This window comes from Pseudomonas sp. MWU16-30322 (assembly GCF_020515535.1).
Taxonomy (GTDB): Bacteria; Pseudomonadota; Gammaproteobacteria; order Pseudomonadales; family Pseudomonadaceae; genus Aquipseudomonas; species Aquipseudomonas fluorescens_H.
Genome location: NZ_JAIWYL010000009.1, coordinates 205,654 through 221,983 on the forward strand (window position 1 = coordinate 205,654; position 16,330 = coordinate 221,983).

16 protein-coding genes are annotated in these 16,330 nt (G+C 62.4%); 9 read left to right on the plus strand and 7 right to left on the minus strand.

Annotated features, from left to right (window positions below; all coding sequences use genetic code 11):
- Nucleotides 1-7: 7 nt before the first annotated feature.
- Nucleotides 8-613 carry a 3'-5' exonuclease gene (locus tag LCH64_RS20045; protein ID WP_098965754.1) on the plus strand — a complete coding sequence of 202 codons (606 nt, stop codon included), beginning with the start codon at nt 8-10 and terminating at the stop codon, nt 611-613.
- A 135-nt stretch (nt 614-748) separates the two neighbouring features.
- Here LCH64_RS20045 and LCH64_RS20050 read toward each other — a convergent pair whose 3' ends face one another.
- Nucleotides 749-1,201 (minus strand): Lrp/AsnC family transcriptional regulator, encoded by a 453-nt coding sequence (locus LCH64_RS20050; RefSeq protein ID WP_045122648.1) that lies wholly within the window; start codon nt 1,199-1,201, stop codon nt 749-751.
- Nucleotides 1,202-1,363: 162 nt separating this feature from the next.
- Here LCH64_RS20050 and yedA point away from each other — a divergent pair, with 162 nt between their 5' ends.
- Together yedA and LCH64_RS20060 are read left to right on the plus strand one after the other, a co-directional pair.
- Nucleotides 1,364-2,305, plus strand: coding sequence for a drug/metabolite exporter YedA (gene yedA / locus LCH64_RS20055; RefSeq protein WP_201136508.1), 942 nt, complete (start codon nt 1,364-1,366; stop codon nt 2,303-2,305).
- Between the two features lie 65 nt (nt 2,306-2,370).
- Nucleotides 2,371-3,711, plus strand: a complete 1,341-nt coding sequence (locus LCH64_RS20060; protein WP_226501073.1) for a DEAD/DEAH box helicase — start codon at nt 2,371-2,373, stop codon at nt 3,709-3,711.
- 116 nt (nt 3,712-3,827) lie between these two features.
- Here the strand turns inward: LCH64_RS20060 and LCH64_RS20065 are convergent, their stop codons facing one another.
- Entirely contained in the window at nt 3,828-5,069 is a 1,242-nt protein-coding gene (locus LCH64_RS20065; protein ID WP_226501074.1) for a TIGR03862 family flavoprotein, read from the minus strand.
- 281 nt (nt 5,070-5,350) lie between these two features.
- On the minus strand, nt 5,351-6,271 hold the full coding sequence (locus tag LCH64_RS20070; RefSeq protein WP_003228470.1) for a histone deacetylase: 921 nt from the start codon (nt 6,269-6,271) through the stop codon (nt 5,351-5,353).
- A 96-nt stretch (nt 6,272-6,367) separates the two neighbouring features.
- Here LCH64_RS20070 and LCH64_RS20075 point away from each other — a divergent pair, with 96 nt between their 5' ends.
- The 3 genes from LCH64_RS20075 to LCH64_RS20085 all read left to right on the plus strand — a co-directional run bounded on the left by LCH64_RS20075 (nt 6,368) and on the right by LCH64_RS20085 (nt 8,502).
- Nucleotides 6,368-6,937 (plus strand): GNAT family N-acetyltransferase, encoded by a 570-nt coding sequence (locus LCH64_RS20075; protein ID WP_003228468.1) that lies wholly within the window; start codon nt 6,368-6,370, stop codon nt 6,935-6,937.
- Between the two features lie 105 nt (nt 6,938-7,042).
- On the plus strand, nt 7,043-7,912 hold the full coding sequence (gene tesB, locus LCH64_RS20080) for an acyl-CoA thioesterase II (protein ID WP_003228466.1): 870 nt from the start codon (nt 7,043-7,045) through the stop codon (nt 7,910-7,912).
- On the plus strand, nt 7,909-8,502 hold the full coding sequence (locus LCH64_RS20085; protein ID WP_226501075.1) for an HAD family hydrolase: 594 nt from the start codon (nt 7,909-7,911) through the stop codon (nt 8,500-8,502). The genes tesB and LCH64_RS20085 overlap by 4 nt, the downstream gene beginning before the upstream one ends.
- Nucleotides 8,503-8,616: 114 nt before the next feature.
- On the opposite strand, the gene LCH64_RS20090 is transcribed toward LCH64_RS20085, so the two are convergent.
- From LCH64_RS20090 to LCH64_RS20105, 4 genes are all read right to left on the minus strand, one after another.
- Entirely contained in the window at nt 8,617-9,570 is a 954-nt protein-coding gene (locus tag LCH64_RS20090; protein WP_226501076.1) for an alpha/beta hydrolase, read from the minus strand.
- Nucleotides 9,571-10,461, minus strand: a complete 891-nt coding sequence (locus tag LCH64_RS20095; protein WP_226501077.1) for a neutral zinc metallopeptidase — start codon at nt 10,459-10,461, stop codon at nt 9,571-9,573.
- A gap of 190 nt (nt 10,462-10,651) precedes the next feature.
- Nucleotides 10,652-11,485, minus strand: a complete 834-nt coding sequence (locus LCH64_RS20100; RefSeq protein ID WP_226501078.1) for an aldo/keto reductase — start codon at nt 11,483-11,485, stop codon at nt 10,652-10,654.
- Nucleotides 11,469-13,208 carry an FAD-dependent oxidoreductase gene (locus LCH64_RS20105; protein ID WP_226501079.1) on the minus strand — a complete coding sequence of 580 codons (1,740 nt, stop codon included), beginning with the start codon at nt 13,206-13,208 and terminating at the stop codon, nt 11,469-11,471. Before LCH64_RS20105 ends, LCH64_RS20100 begins: the two co-directional genes overlap by 17 nt.
- 175 nt (nt 13,209-13,383) lie before the next feature.
- Between LCH64_RS20105 and LCH64_RS20110 the strand changes: the two genes are divergently transcribed.
- From LCH64_RS20110 to LCH64_RS20120, 3 genes are all read left to right on the plus strand, one after another.
- Nucleotides 13,384-14,160 carry an IclR family transcriptional regulator gene (locus LCH64_RS20110; RefSeq protein WP_226501080.1) on the plus strand — a complete coding sequence of 259 codons (777 nt, stop codon included), beginning with the start codon at nt 13,384-13,386 and terminating at the stop codon, nt 14,158-14,160.
- Nucleotides 14,161-14,385: 225 nt separating this feature from the next.
- Nucleotides 14,386-15,447, plus strand: coding sequence for a Gfo/Idh/MocA family oxidoreductase (locus LCH64_RS20115; RefSeq protein ID WP_226501081.1), 1,062 nt, complete (start codon nt 14,386-14,388; stop codon nt 15,445-15,447).
- Between the two features lie 2 nt (nt 15,448-15,449).
- Nucleotides 15,450-16,265 carry a sugar phosphate isomerase/epimerase gene (locus LCH64_RS20120; protein WP_226501082.1) on the plus strand — a complete coding sequence of 272 codons (816 nt, stop codon included), beginning with the start codon at nt 15,450-15,452 and terminating at the stop codon, nt 16,263-16,265.
- The last annotated feature ends 65 nt before the right edge of the window (nt 16,266-16,330 follow it).

Sequence of the window (16,330 nt, forward strand, 5' to 3'; positions counted from 1 at the left end):
ACCCGGTTTGGAACGCATTGCAGTCATCGACTTTGAAACCACCGGCCTGTCGCCGAACAGCAGCTGTCGCGCCACGGAAATCGCCGTGGTCATGCTGGAGAACGGGCGCATCGTCGAGCGTTACCAGAGCCTGATGAACGCTGGCGTGCGCGTCCCCGCGTTCATCGAACAACTGACCGGCATCAGCAACGCCATGCTGCGCAGTGCGCCGCCGGCAGAGCGGGTGATGGAAGAGGTCAACGAATTCGTCGGCTGCACACCGCTGGTGGCGCACAACGCGTCATTCGACCAGAAGTTCTGGGATTTCGAACTGGGGCGGATCAAACGCACCCGCCTGCAGAACTTCGCCTGCTCACTGCTGCTGGCCCGGCGCCTGATGCCGGCGGCACCGAATCACAAGCTCGGCACCCTGACCACGTTCGCCCGCCTGCCGCACACCGGCCAGGCGCACAGGGCGATGGCGGATGCCGAGATGGCGGCCAACCTGATGGCGCATCTGGCGGAAGAACTGCGGCACAAGCATGGGGTGCGTGAGCTGAACCACGACCTGCTGTGCAAACTGCAGAAAGTCCCCGCCGCCAAAGTCAGCGAGCATCTACAGCGCTACCGCTGATCCCGAGAACGCTACAAATCCCCTGTGGGAGCGGGCTTGCTCGCGAAAGCGGTGTGTCATTCGGCAAATATGTTGTCTGACACACCGCATTCGCGAGCAAGCCCGCTCCCACATTTGGATCCTCTGAGTTGCTGATTACTTGCCGTTGCCTTCGATATGGCTCAACGGCACGCGCTTCTCGATTGCGCTCGACAACACAATCGAGGTCTTGCTGAAGCCGAACTTCGCCACCCGGTTGATCAACTCTTCCAGTTCCGGCATCGAGCCCACCGCGCCCTTCATCATCACGCATGGATCGCCGGTCACTCGGAAGCATTCGGTCAGTTGCGGGATTTTCACCAGTTCGTCGTAGACCTTCTGACTGCCGTTCTGGTGCAGGCGCAATTCGATCATGCACTGGATCGGCAAGCCGATTTTCGACAGGTCGATGTTCGCCTGATACCCGGTGATCACCCCGGACGCCTCAAGCTTGGCGACGCGTTCGGCCACCGCCGGGGCGGAGAGGTTCACCTTGCGCGCCAGATCGGCGTAGGACGCGCGACCGTTTTCCAACAGGGCGCTGAGCAGCATGCGGTCGTATTTGTCCAAGGCCGGACTCCTGAAATTGCCAGACTTTCGAAATCGCGGTTAATCCCGTCGATCTCCGTTGTTTCAAAAGTGTACCGGCGCGATAAACAGGTTTTGTAACTTATTTTTGCCCGCGGGCCTTTCTAGAATAATCGGACCCTGCCTCTGACTGTCGAGCTGCCCATGCCTGCCTTGCGCCGTTTTTCTCTGCCGCTGATCGCCGCGTTTTTCGCGCTGTACGTGATTTGGGGATCGACCTATCTGGTGATCCGTATCGGCGTCGAATACTGGCCGCCACTGATGCTCGGCGGCGTGCGCTTCGTGATTGCCGGCAGCCTGATGTATGCGTTCCTGCGCTGGCGCGGGGCGCCGGCGCCGACCTGGGCGCAGTGGAAAGCGGCGGGGATCATCGGGATTTTGCTGCTCAGTTTCGGCAACGGCGCGGTCAGTGTCGCCGAGCACACCGGCGTGGCGTCCGGCGTGGCCGCGTTGGCGGTGGCGACGGTGCCGTTGTTCACCTTGCTCTGCGGGTATTTCTGGGGCGCGCGCAATACTCGGCTGGAGTGGGCCGGGGTGGCGCTGGGGATTATCGGCATCGCCATGCTCAACATGGGTTCCAACCTGCAATCGAGCCCGATGGGCGCGGCGCTGCTGATTTTTGCGGCGGCAACCTGGGCGTTCGGCTCGGTGTGGAGCAAACACCTGCCGTTACCGCAAGGGGCGATGGCCAGTGCCGTGGAGATGCTGGTGGGCGGCGTGGTGCTGCTGATCGGCAGCGCGGTCAGCGGCGAACACCTGCAAGCCTTGCCGCCGGTGGAAGGCTGGCTGGCCCTGGGTTATCTGATTTTCTTCGGCTCGATCATCGCGTTCAATTCCTACATGTACCTGCTCAAGCACGTGCGTCCGGCGGCGGCCACCAGTTATGCCTACGTCAACCCGGCGGTGGCGGTGTTGCTGGGGATCGTGTTTGTTGGCGAGAGCATTGGCATGGAAGAGGCGCTGGCGATGCTGGTGATCATCAGCGCGGTGGTGCTGATCGGTCTTCCGCAGTGGCGGCGCCCGGCGCAGCCGCTCGTCGTGGAGACGCCGAAGACCGCCATTCCAGCAGAGCAACGTGTGAATTAGGGTAAACTGCGCGCCATTGCATCCTTGTTTTGCGCAGCCGCGCTGATTTTTCCTACGGTACTCCCATGACTTTCGCCACCCTTGGCCTGATCGAACCCTTGCTGCGCTCCCTCGAGAAGCTCGGCTACCAGACTCCAACGCCGGTCCAGGCGCAAGCCATTCCGGCCGTTCTGGCCGGTCGCGACCTGATGGCTGCGGCCCAGACCGGCACCGGCAAGACCGCCGGTTTCGCCTTGCCGCTGCTGCAGTTGCTGGCCATGGAAGGGCCGAAAGTGGCCGCCAATTCGGCGCGTGCGCTGATTTTGGTGCCGACCCGCGAGCTGGCGGAGCAGGTTCATGAGTCGGTGCGCCAATACGCTGAAAACCTGCCATTGCGCACGTATGCGGTGTACGGCGGCGTCAGCATCAACCCGCAGATGATGAAGCTGCGCGGCGGCGTTGATGTGCTGGTCGCCACGCCTGGTCGCCTGATCGACCTGTTCCGCCAGAACGCGTTGAAACTCGATCAGTTGCAAACCCTGGTGCTGGATGAAGCCGACCGCATGCTCGACCTGGGCTTCTCCGAAGAACTGGCGAACATTTACCGCATGCTGCCGAAGAAGCGCCAGACGCTGCTGTTCTCGGCGACCTTCTCCGATGACATCCGCCTGCTCGCCGGGCAGATGCTCAACGATCCGCTGAGCATTGAAGTCAGCCCGCGCAACGTCGCGGCCAACACCGTCAAGCAGTGGATCGTGACGGTGGACAAGAAGCGCAAGGCCGAATTGTTCGTGCACCTGATGCGCAAGAACAAGTGGAAGCAGGTGCTGGTGTTCGCCAAGACCCGTAACGGTGTGGATGCGCTGGTGGAAAAACTCCAGGGCCTGGGCATCAACGCCGACGGCATCCATGGCGACAAACCGCAGGCGACCCGTCAGCGTGCGCTGGATCGGTTCAAGCTCAGCGAAGTGCAGATTCTGGTGGCGACCGACGTCGCCGCGCGTGGTCTGGACATCGAAGATTTGCCGCTGGTGGTCAACTTCGACCTGCCGATCGTCGCCGAGGATTACATTCACCGCATCGGTCGTACTGGCCGTGCGGGCGCGACGGGCGAGGCGATTTCGCTGGTGTGCGCGGATGAAGTGAACATGCTTTCGGCGATCGAGATGCTCACGCGTCAGACCTTGAAGCGCCAGAACGAGCCGGACTTCGAACCTGAGCACCGCGTGCCGGATACCGACGCCAGCGGTCAGGTGATCAAGAAGCCGAAGAAACCGAAAAAGCCGAAGACGTCCGGTGGCGGTGGCGGCAAGCGCAATCTCGGTAAATGGGTCGACAGTGGCGACACCCAGGCGCCGGAGCCGTCGATCAAGCCTGTACGTAAAGTGCCGGTGTTCAATACCGGGCCGCGTAAGCGCAAGCCTTGATCTGATGGGGCGTCTGTAAGGACGCCTTCGCGAGCAAGCCCGCTCCCACATGGGTCTTCATTGAATGGAGATCTCCTGTGGGAGCGGGCTTGCTCGCGAAGGGCGCGCCGCGGTCTTCAGCCTTGGCGCTGCAACCACTCCAACATCCCCAGTCCCGCCGCCCGCCCGCTGGCAAAACACCCGGTCAGCAGATAGCCGCCCGTCGGCGCTTCCCAATCCAGCATCTCGCCCGCACAGAACACCCCCGGCAACGCCTTGAGCATCAAACGCTGATCCAGCGCTTCGAACGTCACGCCACCGGCACTGCTGATCGCTTCATCCAGCGGCCGCGTTTTTACCAAAGTCAGCGGTAACGCCTTGATCGCCCGCGCCAACAGCGCCGGATCAGCAAACGTTGCTGCATCGCTCAGCTCTCGCAACAACGCCGCTTTCACCCCATCAATCCCGACCTGACTGTGCAGATGCTTGGCCATCGAACGCGAGCCGCGGGGTTTGCTCAACGCGGCCTGTAATTTATCCACAGGACGGCCGGGCAGCAGATCGATGTGCACCGTGGCTGAGCCGTGTGCATTGATCGCTTCGCGAATCGGTGCCGACAGTGCATAGATCAGGCTGCCTTCGACCCCAGTCGCGGTTTTCACGCATTCGCCCAGGCGCGGGATATCGTCGTTCAAACCGATGGCGACATTTTTCAGCGGTGCGCCGGCGAATTTACTGACAAGGAACTCGCTCCAGGCCTGCACCTCGAAGCCGCAATTGCTCGGTTGTAACGGCGCCAGTCCTACGCCTTTTTGCTCAAGGGGCAGCATCCACGCGCCATCCGAACCCAGCCGCGACCAACTGCCGCCGCCGAGGGCGAGCAGGGTGGCGTCGGGTTTGACGGTGATTTCGCCGTCGGGGCTGGCGATGCGCAGCGCACCGTGTTCATCCCAGCCGAGCCAGCGATGGCGGGTGTGGATAACCACGCCGCTGTCGCGCAGGCGCTTGAGCCAGGCGCGCAGCAGCGGCGCGGCTTTCATGTCGGTGGGGAATACCCGGCCGGAGCTGCCGATAAAGGTTTCGATGCCCAGTTCATGAATCCAGCGGCACAACGCGTCGGCGTCGAAACCGCGCAGTAACGGCGCGATCTGCGGCGCGCGTTCGGCGTAGCGCGCGAGGAATGCCGGGTAAGGCTCGGAGTGGGTGATGTTCATGCCGCCGACCCCGGCCAGCAGGAACTTGCGCCCCACCGAGGGCATGCCGTCGTACAGATCGACGCGCACGCCGGCCTGGCTCAGCACTTCGGCGGCCATCAGGCCGGCGGGGCCACCGCCGATGATGGCGACGTGAGCGGGTAGGGGGGCGGAAGTCTGGGTCATGGCGTGCGCTGCGGTATGGCGGGATAAGGCGCGCATTCTAACAGCGCAGGCCTTTGTAGGAGTGAGCCTGCTCGCGATGGCGGTTTATCAGGCGACATAAGTGCTGAATGTCGGTCCGCCATCGCGAGCAGGCTCACTCCTACAAGGAGATCGAGGTGAATTCAGTATGTGGTTAAAAAATAACCATCGCGCTGTACGCCATGTTCGCTGTGGTCTGTAGTCCCTTTCGCTCAGGTTATCCACAGGCCGTTCCACAGCCATTGTGGGTAACGCAGCACAGCTTAGTGACAACCGTGTGACGTCCAGACCCGTTGCGCGCTGTGATGGAGGATGCCGTGGCGGCGGGCGAGGGCGTGGCGATCCTTGCTGTAGCCGCCGCCGATCACGCCGACCACCGGGATGTCGCGACCCAGGCAATGGCGCATCACGCTTTCATCGCGGGCGGCGACGCCTTCGTCTGTCAGCTGCAGATAACCGAGGGCGTCGTCCTTGTGCACATCGACGCCGGCGTCGTACAGCACCAGGTCCGGTTGATACAGCGGCAGCAGGTAGTTAAGGGTGTCATCCACCACCTGCAGATAGTCGGCATCGCCCATACCTTTGGGCAGCGGAATGTCCCAGTCGCTTTCGGCCTTGCGTGCAGGAAAGTTCTTTTCGCAGTGCAGGGAAACGGTGATCGCCTCCGGGGTGTCCTGCAGGATCCGTGCGGTGCCGTCGCCCTGATGCACGTCGCAATCGAAGATCAGCACCCGGTTCACCCGACCGCTTTGCAGCAGGTAATGGCTGATGATTGCCAGGTCATTGAAGATGCAGAACCCGGCCGGGTAGTCGTAGTGAGCGTGATGGGTGCCGCCGGCCAGGTGACAGGCCAGACCATGCTCCAGGGCTTTTTCCGCCGCCAGAATCGAGCCACCGACCGCACGCACCGTGCGCCGCGCCAAGGCTTCGTTCCACGGCAGGCCGAGGCGCCGCTGGTCTTCACGGGACAACTCGCCGCTCATGTAACGTTCGATATAGCGACGGTCATGGGCCAGGGCGAGGATGTCGTTGGGACAGATCTCAGGACGCAGCAGGTCGGCGTCGCGGGTCAGGCCGCTGTCGACCAGGTGATCGCGCAGCAAGCGGAACTTGTCCATGGGAAAGCGGTGATCCGCCGGAAACTCGGGGCTGTAGTCTTCGTGGTAGATCAGCGGCAGTGGCATGGTGATTTCGTATGGCTGTTGAAGATTGGGAACGCAGGAAAGAGTGAACGATCCTACCAGCGATGTAGACTTGCGGCATGGAAATGGAGGGGCATGATGGAGCCGATTCAGCAACTCGAAAGCGCACGCCTGTTGATGCGTCAGTGGCGCGACGAGGATTTGCCGGCATTTGCGGCGATGTGCGCCGATCCGCAGGTGATGCGTTACTTTCCGGCCCCGCTCAGCCGTCTGGAAAGTGCGTCGATGATCGGCCGGGTGCGCGGGCATTTTGCCGAGCACGGTTTCGGTCTGTGGGCGCTGGAGCGCAAGGACAGCGGTGAGTTCATCGGTTTTACCGGTCTGGGTGTGGTCGGCTTCGATGCCCCGTTCACTCCGGCGGTGGAAATCGGCTGGCGTCTGGCCCGCGAGCATTGGGGCCTTGGTTATGCCAGTGAGGCGGCGTGGACGGCATTGCGCGCAGGCTTTGATCGGCTGGGGCTGAAGGAGATCGTTTCTTTCACCGCGCAGAGCAATCTGCCGTCGGAGAAAGTCATGCAGGCGATTGGCATGCAGCACGATCCGGCCGATGATTTCGATCACCCCAAAGTTGCCGTCGATCACCCGTTGCGCCGGCATCTGTTGTACCGAATTACCAGGGAGCAATGGCTGCAAACCCTGCATGGCTAAGCCGACACGGACGTTTACAATGGCGCGACAGTGGCTCGCGCCAGAACCTGAATGGGCCGCCGCAGCCAAGACTGCGCGGCATAGCGTTGTGTGAGGAGAGTCTGAATGAGCCAAGTGTTGGAAGATCTGGTCGACCTGCTGACCCTGGAACCGATCGAGGAAAACCTGTTCCGTGGCCGCAGCCAGGACTTGGGTTTCCGTCAGTTGTTCGGCGGGCAGGTGCTCGGTCAGTCGCTGTCGGCGGCCAGTCAGACGGTTGAAGAGGCGCGCCATGTGCATTCGATGCACGGCTATTTCCTGCGCCCGGGCGATGCCAAGTTGCCGGTGGTGTATTCGGTGGATCGCGTGCGTGATGGCGGCAGCTTCAGCACCCGTCGGGTCACGGCCATCCAGAAAGGCCACCCGATCTTCACCTGCAGCGCTTCGTTTCAGTACGACGAGGCAGGCTTTGAGCACCAGAGCCAGATGCCGGTGGTGGTCGGCCCGGAAAACCTGCCGTCGGAGCTGGAACTGACCCAGCAACGCGCGCACCTGATCCCCGAGCACATGCGCGAAAAACTGCTGTGCCCGAAACCGATCGAAGTGCGCCCGGTCACTGAAAAAGACCCGTACAACCCGCAACCGGCCGATCCGGTGAAATACGTGTGGTTCCGTGCCGACGGCGCGTTGGCGGATATTCCGGCGCTGCACAAATACCTGCTGGCCTATGCTTCGGACTTCGGTTTGCTGACCACGTCGATGCTGCCGCACGGCAAGTCGGTCTGGCAGAAAGACATGCAGGTCGCCAGCCTCGATCACGCGCTGTGGTTCCACAATGATCTGCGCGCCGATGACTGGCTGCTCTATGCGATGGACAGTCCGTGGGCCGGCAATTCTCGGGGTTTCTCCCGTGGCAGCGTGTACAACCGCGCCGGGCAACTGGTGGCGTCGGTGACCCAGGAAGGCCTGATTCGTCACCGCAAGGACTGGGCATGAGCCTGAGCGATGTGAAGCATTGGGTGTTCGACATGGACGGCACCCTGACCGTCGCCGTGCATGACTTTGCGGCGATCCGCGTGGCGCTGGAGATTCCGCCCGAGGACGACATTCTCACCCACCTCGCGGCGCTGCCGGCCGATGAAGCCGCGGCGAAACATGCTTGGTTGCTGGAGCATGAGCGCGATCTGGCGCTGGGTTCGAAACCGGCTGCCGGTGCGGTGGAGCTGGTGCGCGACCTGCACGGGCGTGGCTATCGCCTGGGCATTCTGACCCGCAATGCGCGGGAACTCGCGCATGTGACGCTCGACGCCATCGGCCTGGCCGACTGCTTCGCCGTGGAAGATGTGCTGGGCCGCGATGAAGCGCCACCGAAGCCGCATCCCGGCGGATTGCTGAAACTGGCCGAAGCCTGGAACGTTCCGGCCAACGAGATGGTGATGGTCGGGGATTACCGCTTCGACCTCGATTGTGGACGGGCGGCAGGGACGCGGACGGTGCTGGTGAATCTGCCGGACAACCCGTGGCCGGAGCTGACGGACTGGCATGCGCAGGATTGTGTCGAGTTGCGGCGGATGCTTTTGGCCTGAATCTTTATTGTCTGATCTGGCCTCATCGCGAGCAGGCTCACTCCTACAATTGGAATGCGCTCGCCTGTGGGAGCGGGCTTGCCCGCGAAGAGGCCAGATCATCCACCGCACAACTTACTGATCAAACAGCGCTTTCTGCCCCTCCGGCGACGTCAACATCCCATCGCCGTTATGCCCGACACCAGGCACTTCCACCAGCCGCTGATTCACCCCTTCCGGATGGCGGCGCAGCAGGTAACTGAAAAACGCCTTGCCCCGCTCCAGTCGATACGCGCCCTGCGCTTCGGCCTCACAACTCTTGTCCAGCGCCGGATGTTGCGGGTCGGTGTCCTGCTGCCCCAGCAGATAAATCACCTCGCGTTTGATGTAACTGCTTTCAAGCTGCATCGGCGTTTGCCCACCGGCGTACACCGGCATGTCGGTCAGACCGTACTTCCAGCGATTGAAGCCCGGGCACTGTGCGTGATCGAACGCCACTGGCCGCTGTTCGTTGAAATAAGCGTACGACGACGGATTGGCCACCACATACCGCAGGCGAATGCCGTTGGCCTTCAGCGCCGGCTGATCCTTGGCCAGCAGGGCGTAGCGTTGCACCACTTGTCCGCCACCGGAATGGCCGAAAATCACGATCTGCTGCACATCCGGAAACTGTTTGCGATCACTGACCCGGGCGACGATGGCGTCGAGCGCGGCGTAGGAGCTCAGTGGTTTCGGCCCTGTGGATAACCCGCCGCCCATCCACTCGTTGCCTTTCCAGCGCAGCAACGTGTTGGGCAGGGAGTACAGGGCGACGTCGCTTTCGTTGAGAAACTGCGGCGCGATCACCAGCGTGTGCGCCGTTTGCCCGGCCAGTTCGGTGGCGCGTTCGGCACTCTTGCGGTAGGTCTCGGCGTTGCGCAGACGACCGTGAATGACGATCAGCACCCGCTCGATTTTCTCCGGTGCCGGGCTGATGCCGACGGCCATTTCGCCGGCCTCGAATTGCAGGCGTCCGGGGCTGATGGCATCGACGCCCGCCGCGTGGGCGTTGCCGCCGATGATCAGTAAAGCCAAAAGCCATTTGCGCATTTACAGGTTTTTCGCCGCGAAGGTATCGCACTGGCCGACCTGGCCTTGGGCGAAACCGGTTTTGAACCAGCGCACCCTTTGCGCCGACGTGCCATGGGTAAACGAGTCCGGCACCACACGGCCCTGACCCTGTTGTTGCAGGCGATCATCACCGATGGCGTTGGCCGCATTCAAGGCCTCTTCGACGTCACCCGGTTCCAGCCAGTTCAGACGCTTCTGCGCATGGTAGGCCCAGACGCCGGCGAGGCAGTCGGCCTGCAGTTCCTGGCGCACCAGCAAACCACCGTCGCCCTGCATCTGCCGGCCTTGCTGACGGGCCGCCTGAATTTTCGCCGAGACGCCGAGCAGCGTCTGCACATGGTGGCCGACTTCGTGCGCGATCACGTAAGCCTGGGCGAAATCGCCGGCAGCCTTGAAGCGCTGGGCCATTTCCTGGAAGAAGGCCATGTCCAGATAGACTTTCTGATCCGCCGGGCAATAGAACGGGCCGGTCGCCGAAGTCGCCAGACCGCAGGCGGAATTCACCCGGTTGCTGAACAGCACCAGGGTCGGGTCCTTATATTGGCGGCCGGCCTGCTGGAAAATCGCGCCCCAGGTGTCTTCGGTATCGCCAAGGATCGACCGCACGAATTCGGCTTGCTGGTCGTTGGCCGGTGGCGCCTGACGGGTTTGCGTCGAGGCCGGTGCCGAATGTTCGGTCATTTGCCCGGTGAGCTGGCCGAGGATCTGCAACGGATCCTGGCCGGTGATCCAGCCGATGCCGACGATCAGCAAAATCGCCCCCAGGCTCAGACCCTTGCCGCCACCGAAACGCATGCCGCCGCCACCGCCGGTATCATCGCCACGGGCATCGACGACGTTGTCACTGCGTCGGCCTTTTTTCCATAGCATGTGGGAAATCCTCTTTCTGTACGTGGTGATGAGTGTTGCTGGTGTGAGAGTGTGGCGCCAGTCCGGTCGTCCGTCTATTCGCGCACACGCCAACAGGCCCGGCCTCGGGTGACGAGGGCGGGCCTGTTATTGACGAGCGTGTAGGCGACTAATTCAATCCTTTGGCGGATTTCTCTCGGCGCGCTGTGCGTCAGCGATCGAAGGCATCCCACACCGGGGCGAAATCCGGGCTGACCTGACGCTGATTCTTCGGCAGTGCGGCGATCAGTGCGCGGTCTTCAGCGTCCAGTTCAACCTGCAGCGAATCCAGGTTCGCCAGTTGATTGGCGCGGCTGCTGGCCTTGGGAATCGCCGCGACGTTGGGCTGATCCAGCAGCCATTTCAATGCGACCTGAGTCGGCAGCACGCCGTGTTTTTCGGCAATCTGCTGAATCTGTGGAATCTCCGAGACCTTGTTACGCGCCAATGGCGTGTAGGCCGTCAGTGCCAGATCGTGTTGGCGGGCGTAGTCGAGCAGGGCGTTTTGTCCGAGCAGGACGTGGTACTCGACCTGAATCGCTGACAGAGGGATGCCGTATTCCTCGACGACTTTGCGCAGCAGCGATAGCGGAAAATTCGCCACGCCGATGTTGCGCGCCAGACCTTGCTCCTTGAAGGATGCGAGGGTTTCAAGCGTGCGCGGCAAGTCCCAGTCAGTGCTCGGCCAGTGGATCATGAACAGGTCGACATACTCGCTGCGCAAGGCCTTGAGGCTGCGCTGCATCGAGTGGCGCATCGCATCGGGTTGCAATTGATCCCACCAGACCTTGGTGGTGACATGAATCTGCTCGCGGGGTGTCGGTGTGTTCGCCAATGCTTGTCCGACGGCGTCTTCGTTGTTGTAGGCCGCTGCCGTGTCGATGTGCCGGTAGCCGAGTTCCAGCGCTTGCTCCACGGCACGGGTGCATTCGTCGCCGAGCATCGGCCAGGTGCCGAGGCCGAGTTTCGGCATGTTCAAACCCTGGGCGTTAACGATGTGCTGCATGGTCGATCTCCTGTTCGAAAGCAGTGATGCCGGCGATATGCCGGGCGGCGATGTAGCCGAAAGTCAGCGCCGGGCCGAGGTTGATCCCGCCCGCCGGATAGTGCCCGCCCATGATGCTGGCCATGTCGCCACCGGCGGCGTAGAGCCCGGCGATGGGCTGGGCATTGGCATCGAGCACTTGCGCATGCGGGTTGACCTTGAGCCCGGCAAAGGTGCCGAAGCAGCCCGGTTGGACTTTCACGGCATAGAAGGGGCCTGTCTCTATAGGGGCAACGCAAGGGTTGGGAAGGTTCGCCGGATCGCCCTGTTTGCGGTTATAGGGCGTTGCGCCGCGACCGAACGACGGGTCCTCGCCGTGGCGTGCATGGCGGTTGTAGTCCTCCACCGTGTGGCGCAACCCGCTGGGGTCGATGCCGCAGGCGCTGGCCAATTCTTCAAGGGTGTTGCCGGTTTTCAGATAGCCGCTGCGGATAAATCCTGACACCGGAACGGGAAATGGCCGCGACATGCCCAAGCCATAACGCCGTTGAAAGGCGCGGGTGCAGATCAGCCACGAGGCGACTTCTTCGCCTTCAGGCGTGGCGGCAACCATGGCGCTGACGTAGTCGTAGTAACCGTTGGCTTCGTTGACGAAGCGTTGGCCGTTGCGCAGTACGCCAATAATTCCCGGCTTGCCGCGTTCGATGATGTGTGGGAAATGGCCGATGCTGCCGTCGGTATGGGGCACTTGCGAGACCGGCGCCCAGGCCACGGGCGAAGCCACGTCGGTGTTGACCGTGGCGCCGACACTTTCGCCCAGGCGCAGGCCGTCGCCATTCACCGCCAGCGGCGGCAGTGCCCAGTGTTCATGACCCGTGGGCGTGCGCGGAAACAAGGCCTTGCGTCGCTCGATGTCGTTGGCAAATCCACCGGCGGCCAGCACCACGGCTTTGCGTGCATGAATGCGGATCGGGCCTTTGGCGCTGCTGACCACTGCGCCGCAAACCCCTGCTTCATCGCGCAGCAGTTCGGTCACCGGTGCCGAGGCCCAGAGCAGGACGCCAAGGTCCTCGGCGGACTTCGCCAGTCGTGCGACCAGCGCCACACCGTTGACCAGTTGCATGGCCCGGCCGTGTACCGCGAGGTCAAGCAAGTGCCGGGTAAAACGCCGGGTTACGTGCCACGCGGCTTTCAGTGATCGGCTGAGATTGAGGAACGCCGCAAGGTCGGCGCCGGCCATGATTGGCATGCCCATGAAGGAGGTTTCGCGCATCGTTGTACGCAGGCGCTTGAGCAGGCGTCCGACTTTTCGTCCGTCGTAAGGCGCCGCGATGACCGAGCGACCGCCCGTGCCCGCGCCGGGTGTATCGCCATGAATGTCGGCGATGGCGTTGCCGTCGGCAAATTGCAGAGCGGTGTGTTGTTGGAAAAACGCGACCATGTGCGGCCCGGCGGTGAGGAAGGCATCGACCATTGCCGGGTCGTAATGCTCGCCGAGTTCGTGGCGCAGGTAAGTGCGCGGTTGCTCAACGTCCTCGACGATGCCTGCGCGCCGAGCCAGCGGATTGCACGGCACCCACGCCCAGCCGCCGGACCACGCAGTGGCACCACCGAACACAGGATCTTTTTCAACCACGATGACTTTCAGACCATGCCACGCCGCAGTGACCGCTGTGGATAAACCGGCGGCACCGGAGCCGACGACCAGAACGTCGCAGTCGATTTCGGGAAGTTCGGCAGGCATCAGGCAAAGCTCCGCAGTAGGTTTTATTGGAATTGGATTCCAGAAATTAACCAATGAAGCGTGGCTGCAACAAGGCTTGTTTCAGTAAAGTGGGCGGTTATCGCCCGGCCAGTTCCGGATTTCGCTTTGTGTGAGATGTCTTCTAGAATCGGCAAAATTTCACTTGGATTTCCCCATGGCCGGCAGTCAGATCGAACGGGTTTTCAGCGTGCTCGAAAGCCTCACCAGTGAGCCGCGCGGGCTGCCGATGCAGACCCTCGCCGAGCAACTGGACATCCCGAAAAGTGCCACTCACCGGATGCTCGCCGAGCTGATTCGCCTGGGTTACGTGCGGCAGAATGCCGACACTTTGCGCTATCACTTGTCGACCAAACTGGTGGCGATGGGGTTTCAGTATCTGTCCTGCAGCGGTGCCGACATCGTGCAACCGGTGCTGGATCGACTGGCTCAGGAAACCGGTGAACTGGTGCGTCTGGGGGTGATCGATGGCGAGCGCCAGACCTGGATCGCCAAGGCGCAGGGCGCACGCACGGGCTTGCGTTATGACCCGGACATGGGGCGCGATGCGCCGCTGTTCTACACCGCCTCCGGGCATGCGTGGCTGGCGTGCATGAGCGATGCCGAGGCGTTGTCGCTGGTCGAGCGCCAGGGCGCGGAAGTACCGGTGGGCGTCGGGCCGAATGCGCCGCGCTCCAATATCGAACTGCTGGAGCGCCTGCGCCTGGCGCGGGAACAGGGTTATGCCTGTGTCGAGGAAAGTTCGGCGGTGGGCACCTCGGCGATTGCCGCGGTGGTCAAGCATCCGGTTGACGGGCGAGTGATCGGCGTACTGAGCATTGCCGGGCCAAGCGCACGGATGCCCGGCGCGCGACTGCACGAATTGGCGCCGTTGCTGGTGAAGTTCACCGAGGAATTGTCGGCGGCGAGTCTGGCGTCTGAGTTATTCATCTGACCTATCCCCTGTAGGAGCTGCCGAAGGCTGCGATCTTTTGATCTTGATCTTGAAAAACAAAGTCAAAAGATCGCAGCCTTCGGCAGCTCCTACAGGTCAGGCGTTGTGTATAAAGTTGTGCGGTGTTCGCACGGTTTTCCCGTCACCGGGTGTTTGATTGTGGAACGCGGTTCTAAATTGTTGCTGGAGTGACTTTTCCAACAACAATCACAAAAGGATCGCGTCTTGACTCCGCCCCTTCGTATCGCCCTGATCGGCGCTGGCAACATGGGCCAGCAGCATTACCAGCACCTGCAAACCCTCAACGAAGCCCGCTTATGCGCAGTGGCCGATCCCGGCCCGCAGGCTGCCGCGCTGGCGGGGCAGTGGGGCGTGGCGTATTTCGCCGATCATCGGCAGATGCTGGAGCAGGTGCGGCCAGACGCGGTGATCGTGGCCAATCCGAATAATCAGCACGTCAGCACCGCCCTGGATTGCCTCGCCGCCGGGGTTCCGGTGTTGCTGGAGAAACCGGTCGGCGTGCACCTGGATGAGGTGCGTGAACTGGTGGCGGCGGTCAAACGCTGTGGCGTGCCGGTGCTGGTCGGCCATCATCGGCGGCACAATCCGCTGATCGTGCGCGCCCATGAGTTGTTGCGCAGCGGAGCGCTCGGGCGGCTGACCACGGTTACCGCACTGTTCCAGTTACGCAAACCCGACGCTTATTTCGAGATCCCGTGGCGCCGTGAACCGGGGGCGGGCCTGTTGCTGACCAATCTGATTCACGACCTCGATCTGCTGCGTCATCTGTGCGGTGAAGTGCAATCGGTGCAGGCCGTCACCGACAACGCGGTGCGTGGTTTTGCCAACGAAGACAGCGTGGCGCTGTTGCTGCAATTTGCCGACGGTGCACTCGGTACGCTGAGCGGTTCTGATGCGGTCGCCGCGCCGTGGAGCTGGGAGCTGAATTCCGGGGAAAACCCGGTCTACCCACGTCAAGTCGATCAGCCGTGTTACCTGCTGGCGGGTACCGCCGGGGCGCTGAGCATTCCGCAACTCAAGCGCTGGCATTACGCTGCCGATCAAGTCGATGCCGGTTGGCACGAGCCTTTGCTCGCGGTGCAGGAACATTGCGCGGCCGGGGACGCGTTGCGTTTGCAACTGCAGCATTTTGTGCAGGTCGCGCGGCGTGAAGTCGAACCGCTGGTCAGTGCCGCCGATGCCGCGCGAACATTGGCGCTGGTCGAGGCGATTCGCGAGGCGGCGGCCAGCGGTCGTGCCTGTTCCCCTGCAGTGGTCGAGGCTTGAACATGAACGAACGAATCCTGTCCCTGGCCAGTCTCACCGTACTCGAATTGTCGCCACCGCAAATGGTCGAGGTGGCGGCGCGTGCCGGTTACAGCCATGTCGGCCTGCGTCTTGAGCCGGCGACGCCCGAGGAATATCACTTTGCGTTGGTGGCCGATGCTGATTTGCGGCGTCAGACGCTGGCGCGTTTGCGCGACACTGGCATCGCTGTGCTCGATGTGGAAATCCTGCGCTTGAAACCGCAAACCGTGGTCGCCGATTTTGAGCAATTGCTGGCCGTCGGTGCGGAGTTCGGCGCCAGTGAGTTACTGGTCGCCGGCAACGATCCTGACGAGCAACGGCTCACCGACAATTTTGCTGCGCTGTGTGATCTGGCGGCGCCTTACGGCTTGCATCCGCATCTGGAGTTCATGCCCTGGACCGATGCGCGCAACCTCGAGCAGGCGTTGCGCATCGTTGCCAACGCCGACCGGGAAAACGCCGCGGTGCTGGTCGATGCCTTTCATTTCGATCGCTCCGGCTCACGGCTGGAGGACCTGGCCCACGTCGCGCCTGCGCGCCTGCGTTATGCGCAATTGTGTGATGTGGCGGGCCCGAGACCGGCGGACATGGCCGAGATCTTGCGTCAGGCGCGTAATGAGCGGCGGTTTCCCGGCGAGGGCGATTGTGACTTGCTCGGGTTGCTGAAAGCGCTGCCGACTAATCTTGCGTTGAGCCTGGAAATTCCTGCGGTGAAATTGCTCGAGCAGGGCGTGAGTGGATTGCAGCGGGCGCAGATGGCGATGGATAGCACCCGAGCGTTGTTGGCGCAGCTTTAAGCGCTGCTGCGCACCTGTCGCGGGCAACCCCGTTGCCACAGGGACAGTGTTGTTCCAGTGGCGAC

What these genes read in the sequence shown, in the direction of transcription:
- yedA (WP_201136508.1), top strand. Translation starts at nt 1,364, where the DNA reads ATGCCTGCCTTGCGCCGTTTTTCTCTGCCGCTGATCGCCGCGTTTTTC.
- LCH64_RS20060 (WP_226501073.1), top strand. Translation starts at nt 2,371, where the DNA reads ATGACTTTCGCCACCCTTGGCCTGATCGAACCCTTGCTGCGCTCCCTC.
- LCH64_RS20065 (WP_226501074.1), bottom strand. Translation starts at nt 5,069, where the DNA reads ATGACCCAGACTTCCGCCCCCCTACCCGCTCACGTCGCCATCATCGGC.
- LCH64_RS20070 (WP_003228470.1), bottom strand. Translation starts at nt 6,271, where the DNA reads ATGCCACTGCCGCTGATCTACCACGAAGACTACAGCCCCGAGTTTCCG.
- LCH64_RS20075 (WP_003228468.1), top strand. Translation starts at nt 6,368, where the DNA reads ATGGAGCCGATTCAGCAACTCGAAAGCGCACGCCTGTTGATGCGTCAG.
- tesB (WP_003228466.1), top strand. Translation starts at nt 7,043, where the DNA reads ATGAGCCAAGTGTTGGAAGATCTGGTCGACCTGCTGACCCTGGAACCG.
- LCH64_RS20085 (WP_226501075.1), top strand. Translation starts at nt 7,909, where the DNA reads ATGAGCCTGAGCGATGTGAAGCATTGGGTGTTCGACATGGACGGCACC.
- LCH64_RS20090 (WP_226501076.1), bottom strand. Translation starts at nt 9,570, where the DNA reads ATGCGCAAATGGCTTTTGGCTTTACTGATCATCGGCGGCAACGCCCAC.
- LCH64_RS20095 (WP_226501077.1), bottom strand. Translation starts at nt 10,461, where the DNA reads ATGCTATGGAAAAAAGGCCGACGCAGTGACAACGTCGTCGATGCCCGT.
- LCH64_RS20100 (WP_226501078.1), bottom strand. Translation starts at nt 11,485, where the DNA reads ATGCAGCACATCGTTAACGCCCAGGGTTTGAACATGCCGAAACTCGGC.
- LCH64_RS20105 (WP_226501079.1), bottom strand. Translation starts at nt 13,208, where the DNA reads ATGCCTGCCGAACTTCCCGAAATCGACTGCGACGTTCTGGTCGTCGGC.
- LCH64_RS20110 (WP_226501080.1), top strand. Translation starts at nt 13,384, where the DNA reads ATGGCCGGCAGTCAGATCGAACGGGTTTTCAGCGTGCTCGAAAGCCTC.
- LCH64_RS20120 (WP_226501082.1), top strand. Translation starts at nt 15,450, where the DNA reads ATGAACGAACGAATCCTGTCCCTGGCCAGTCTCACCGTACTCGAATTG.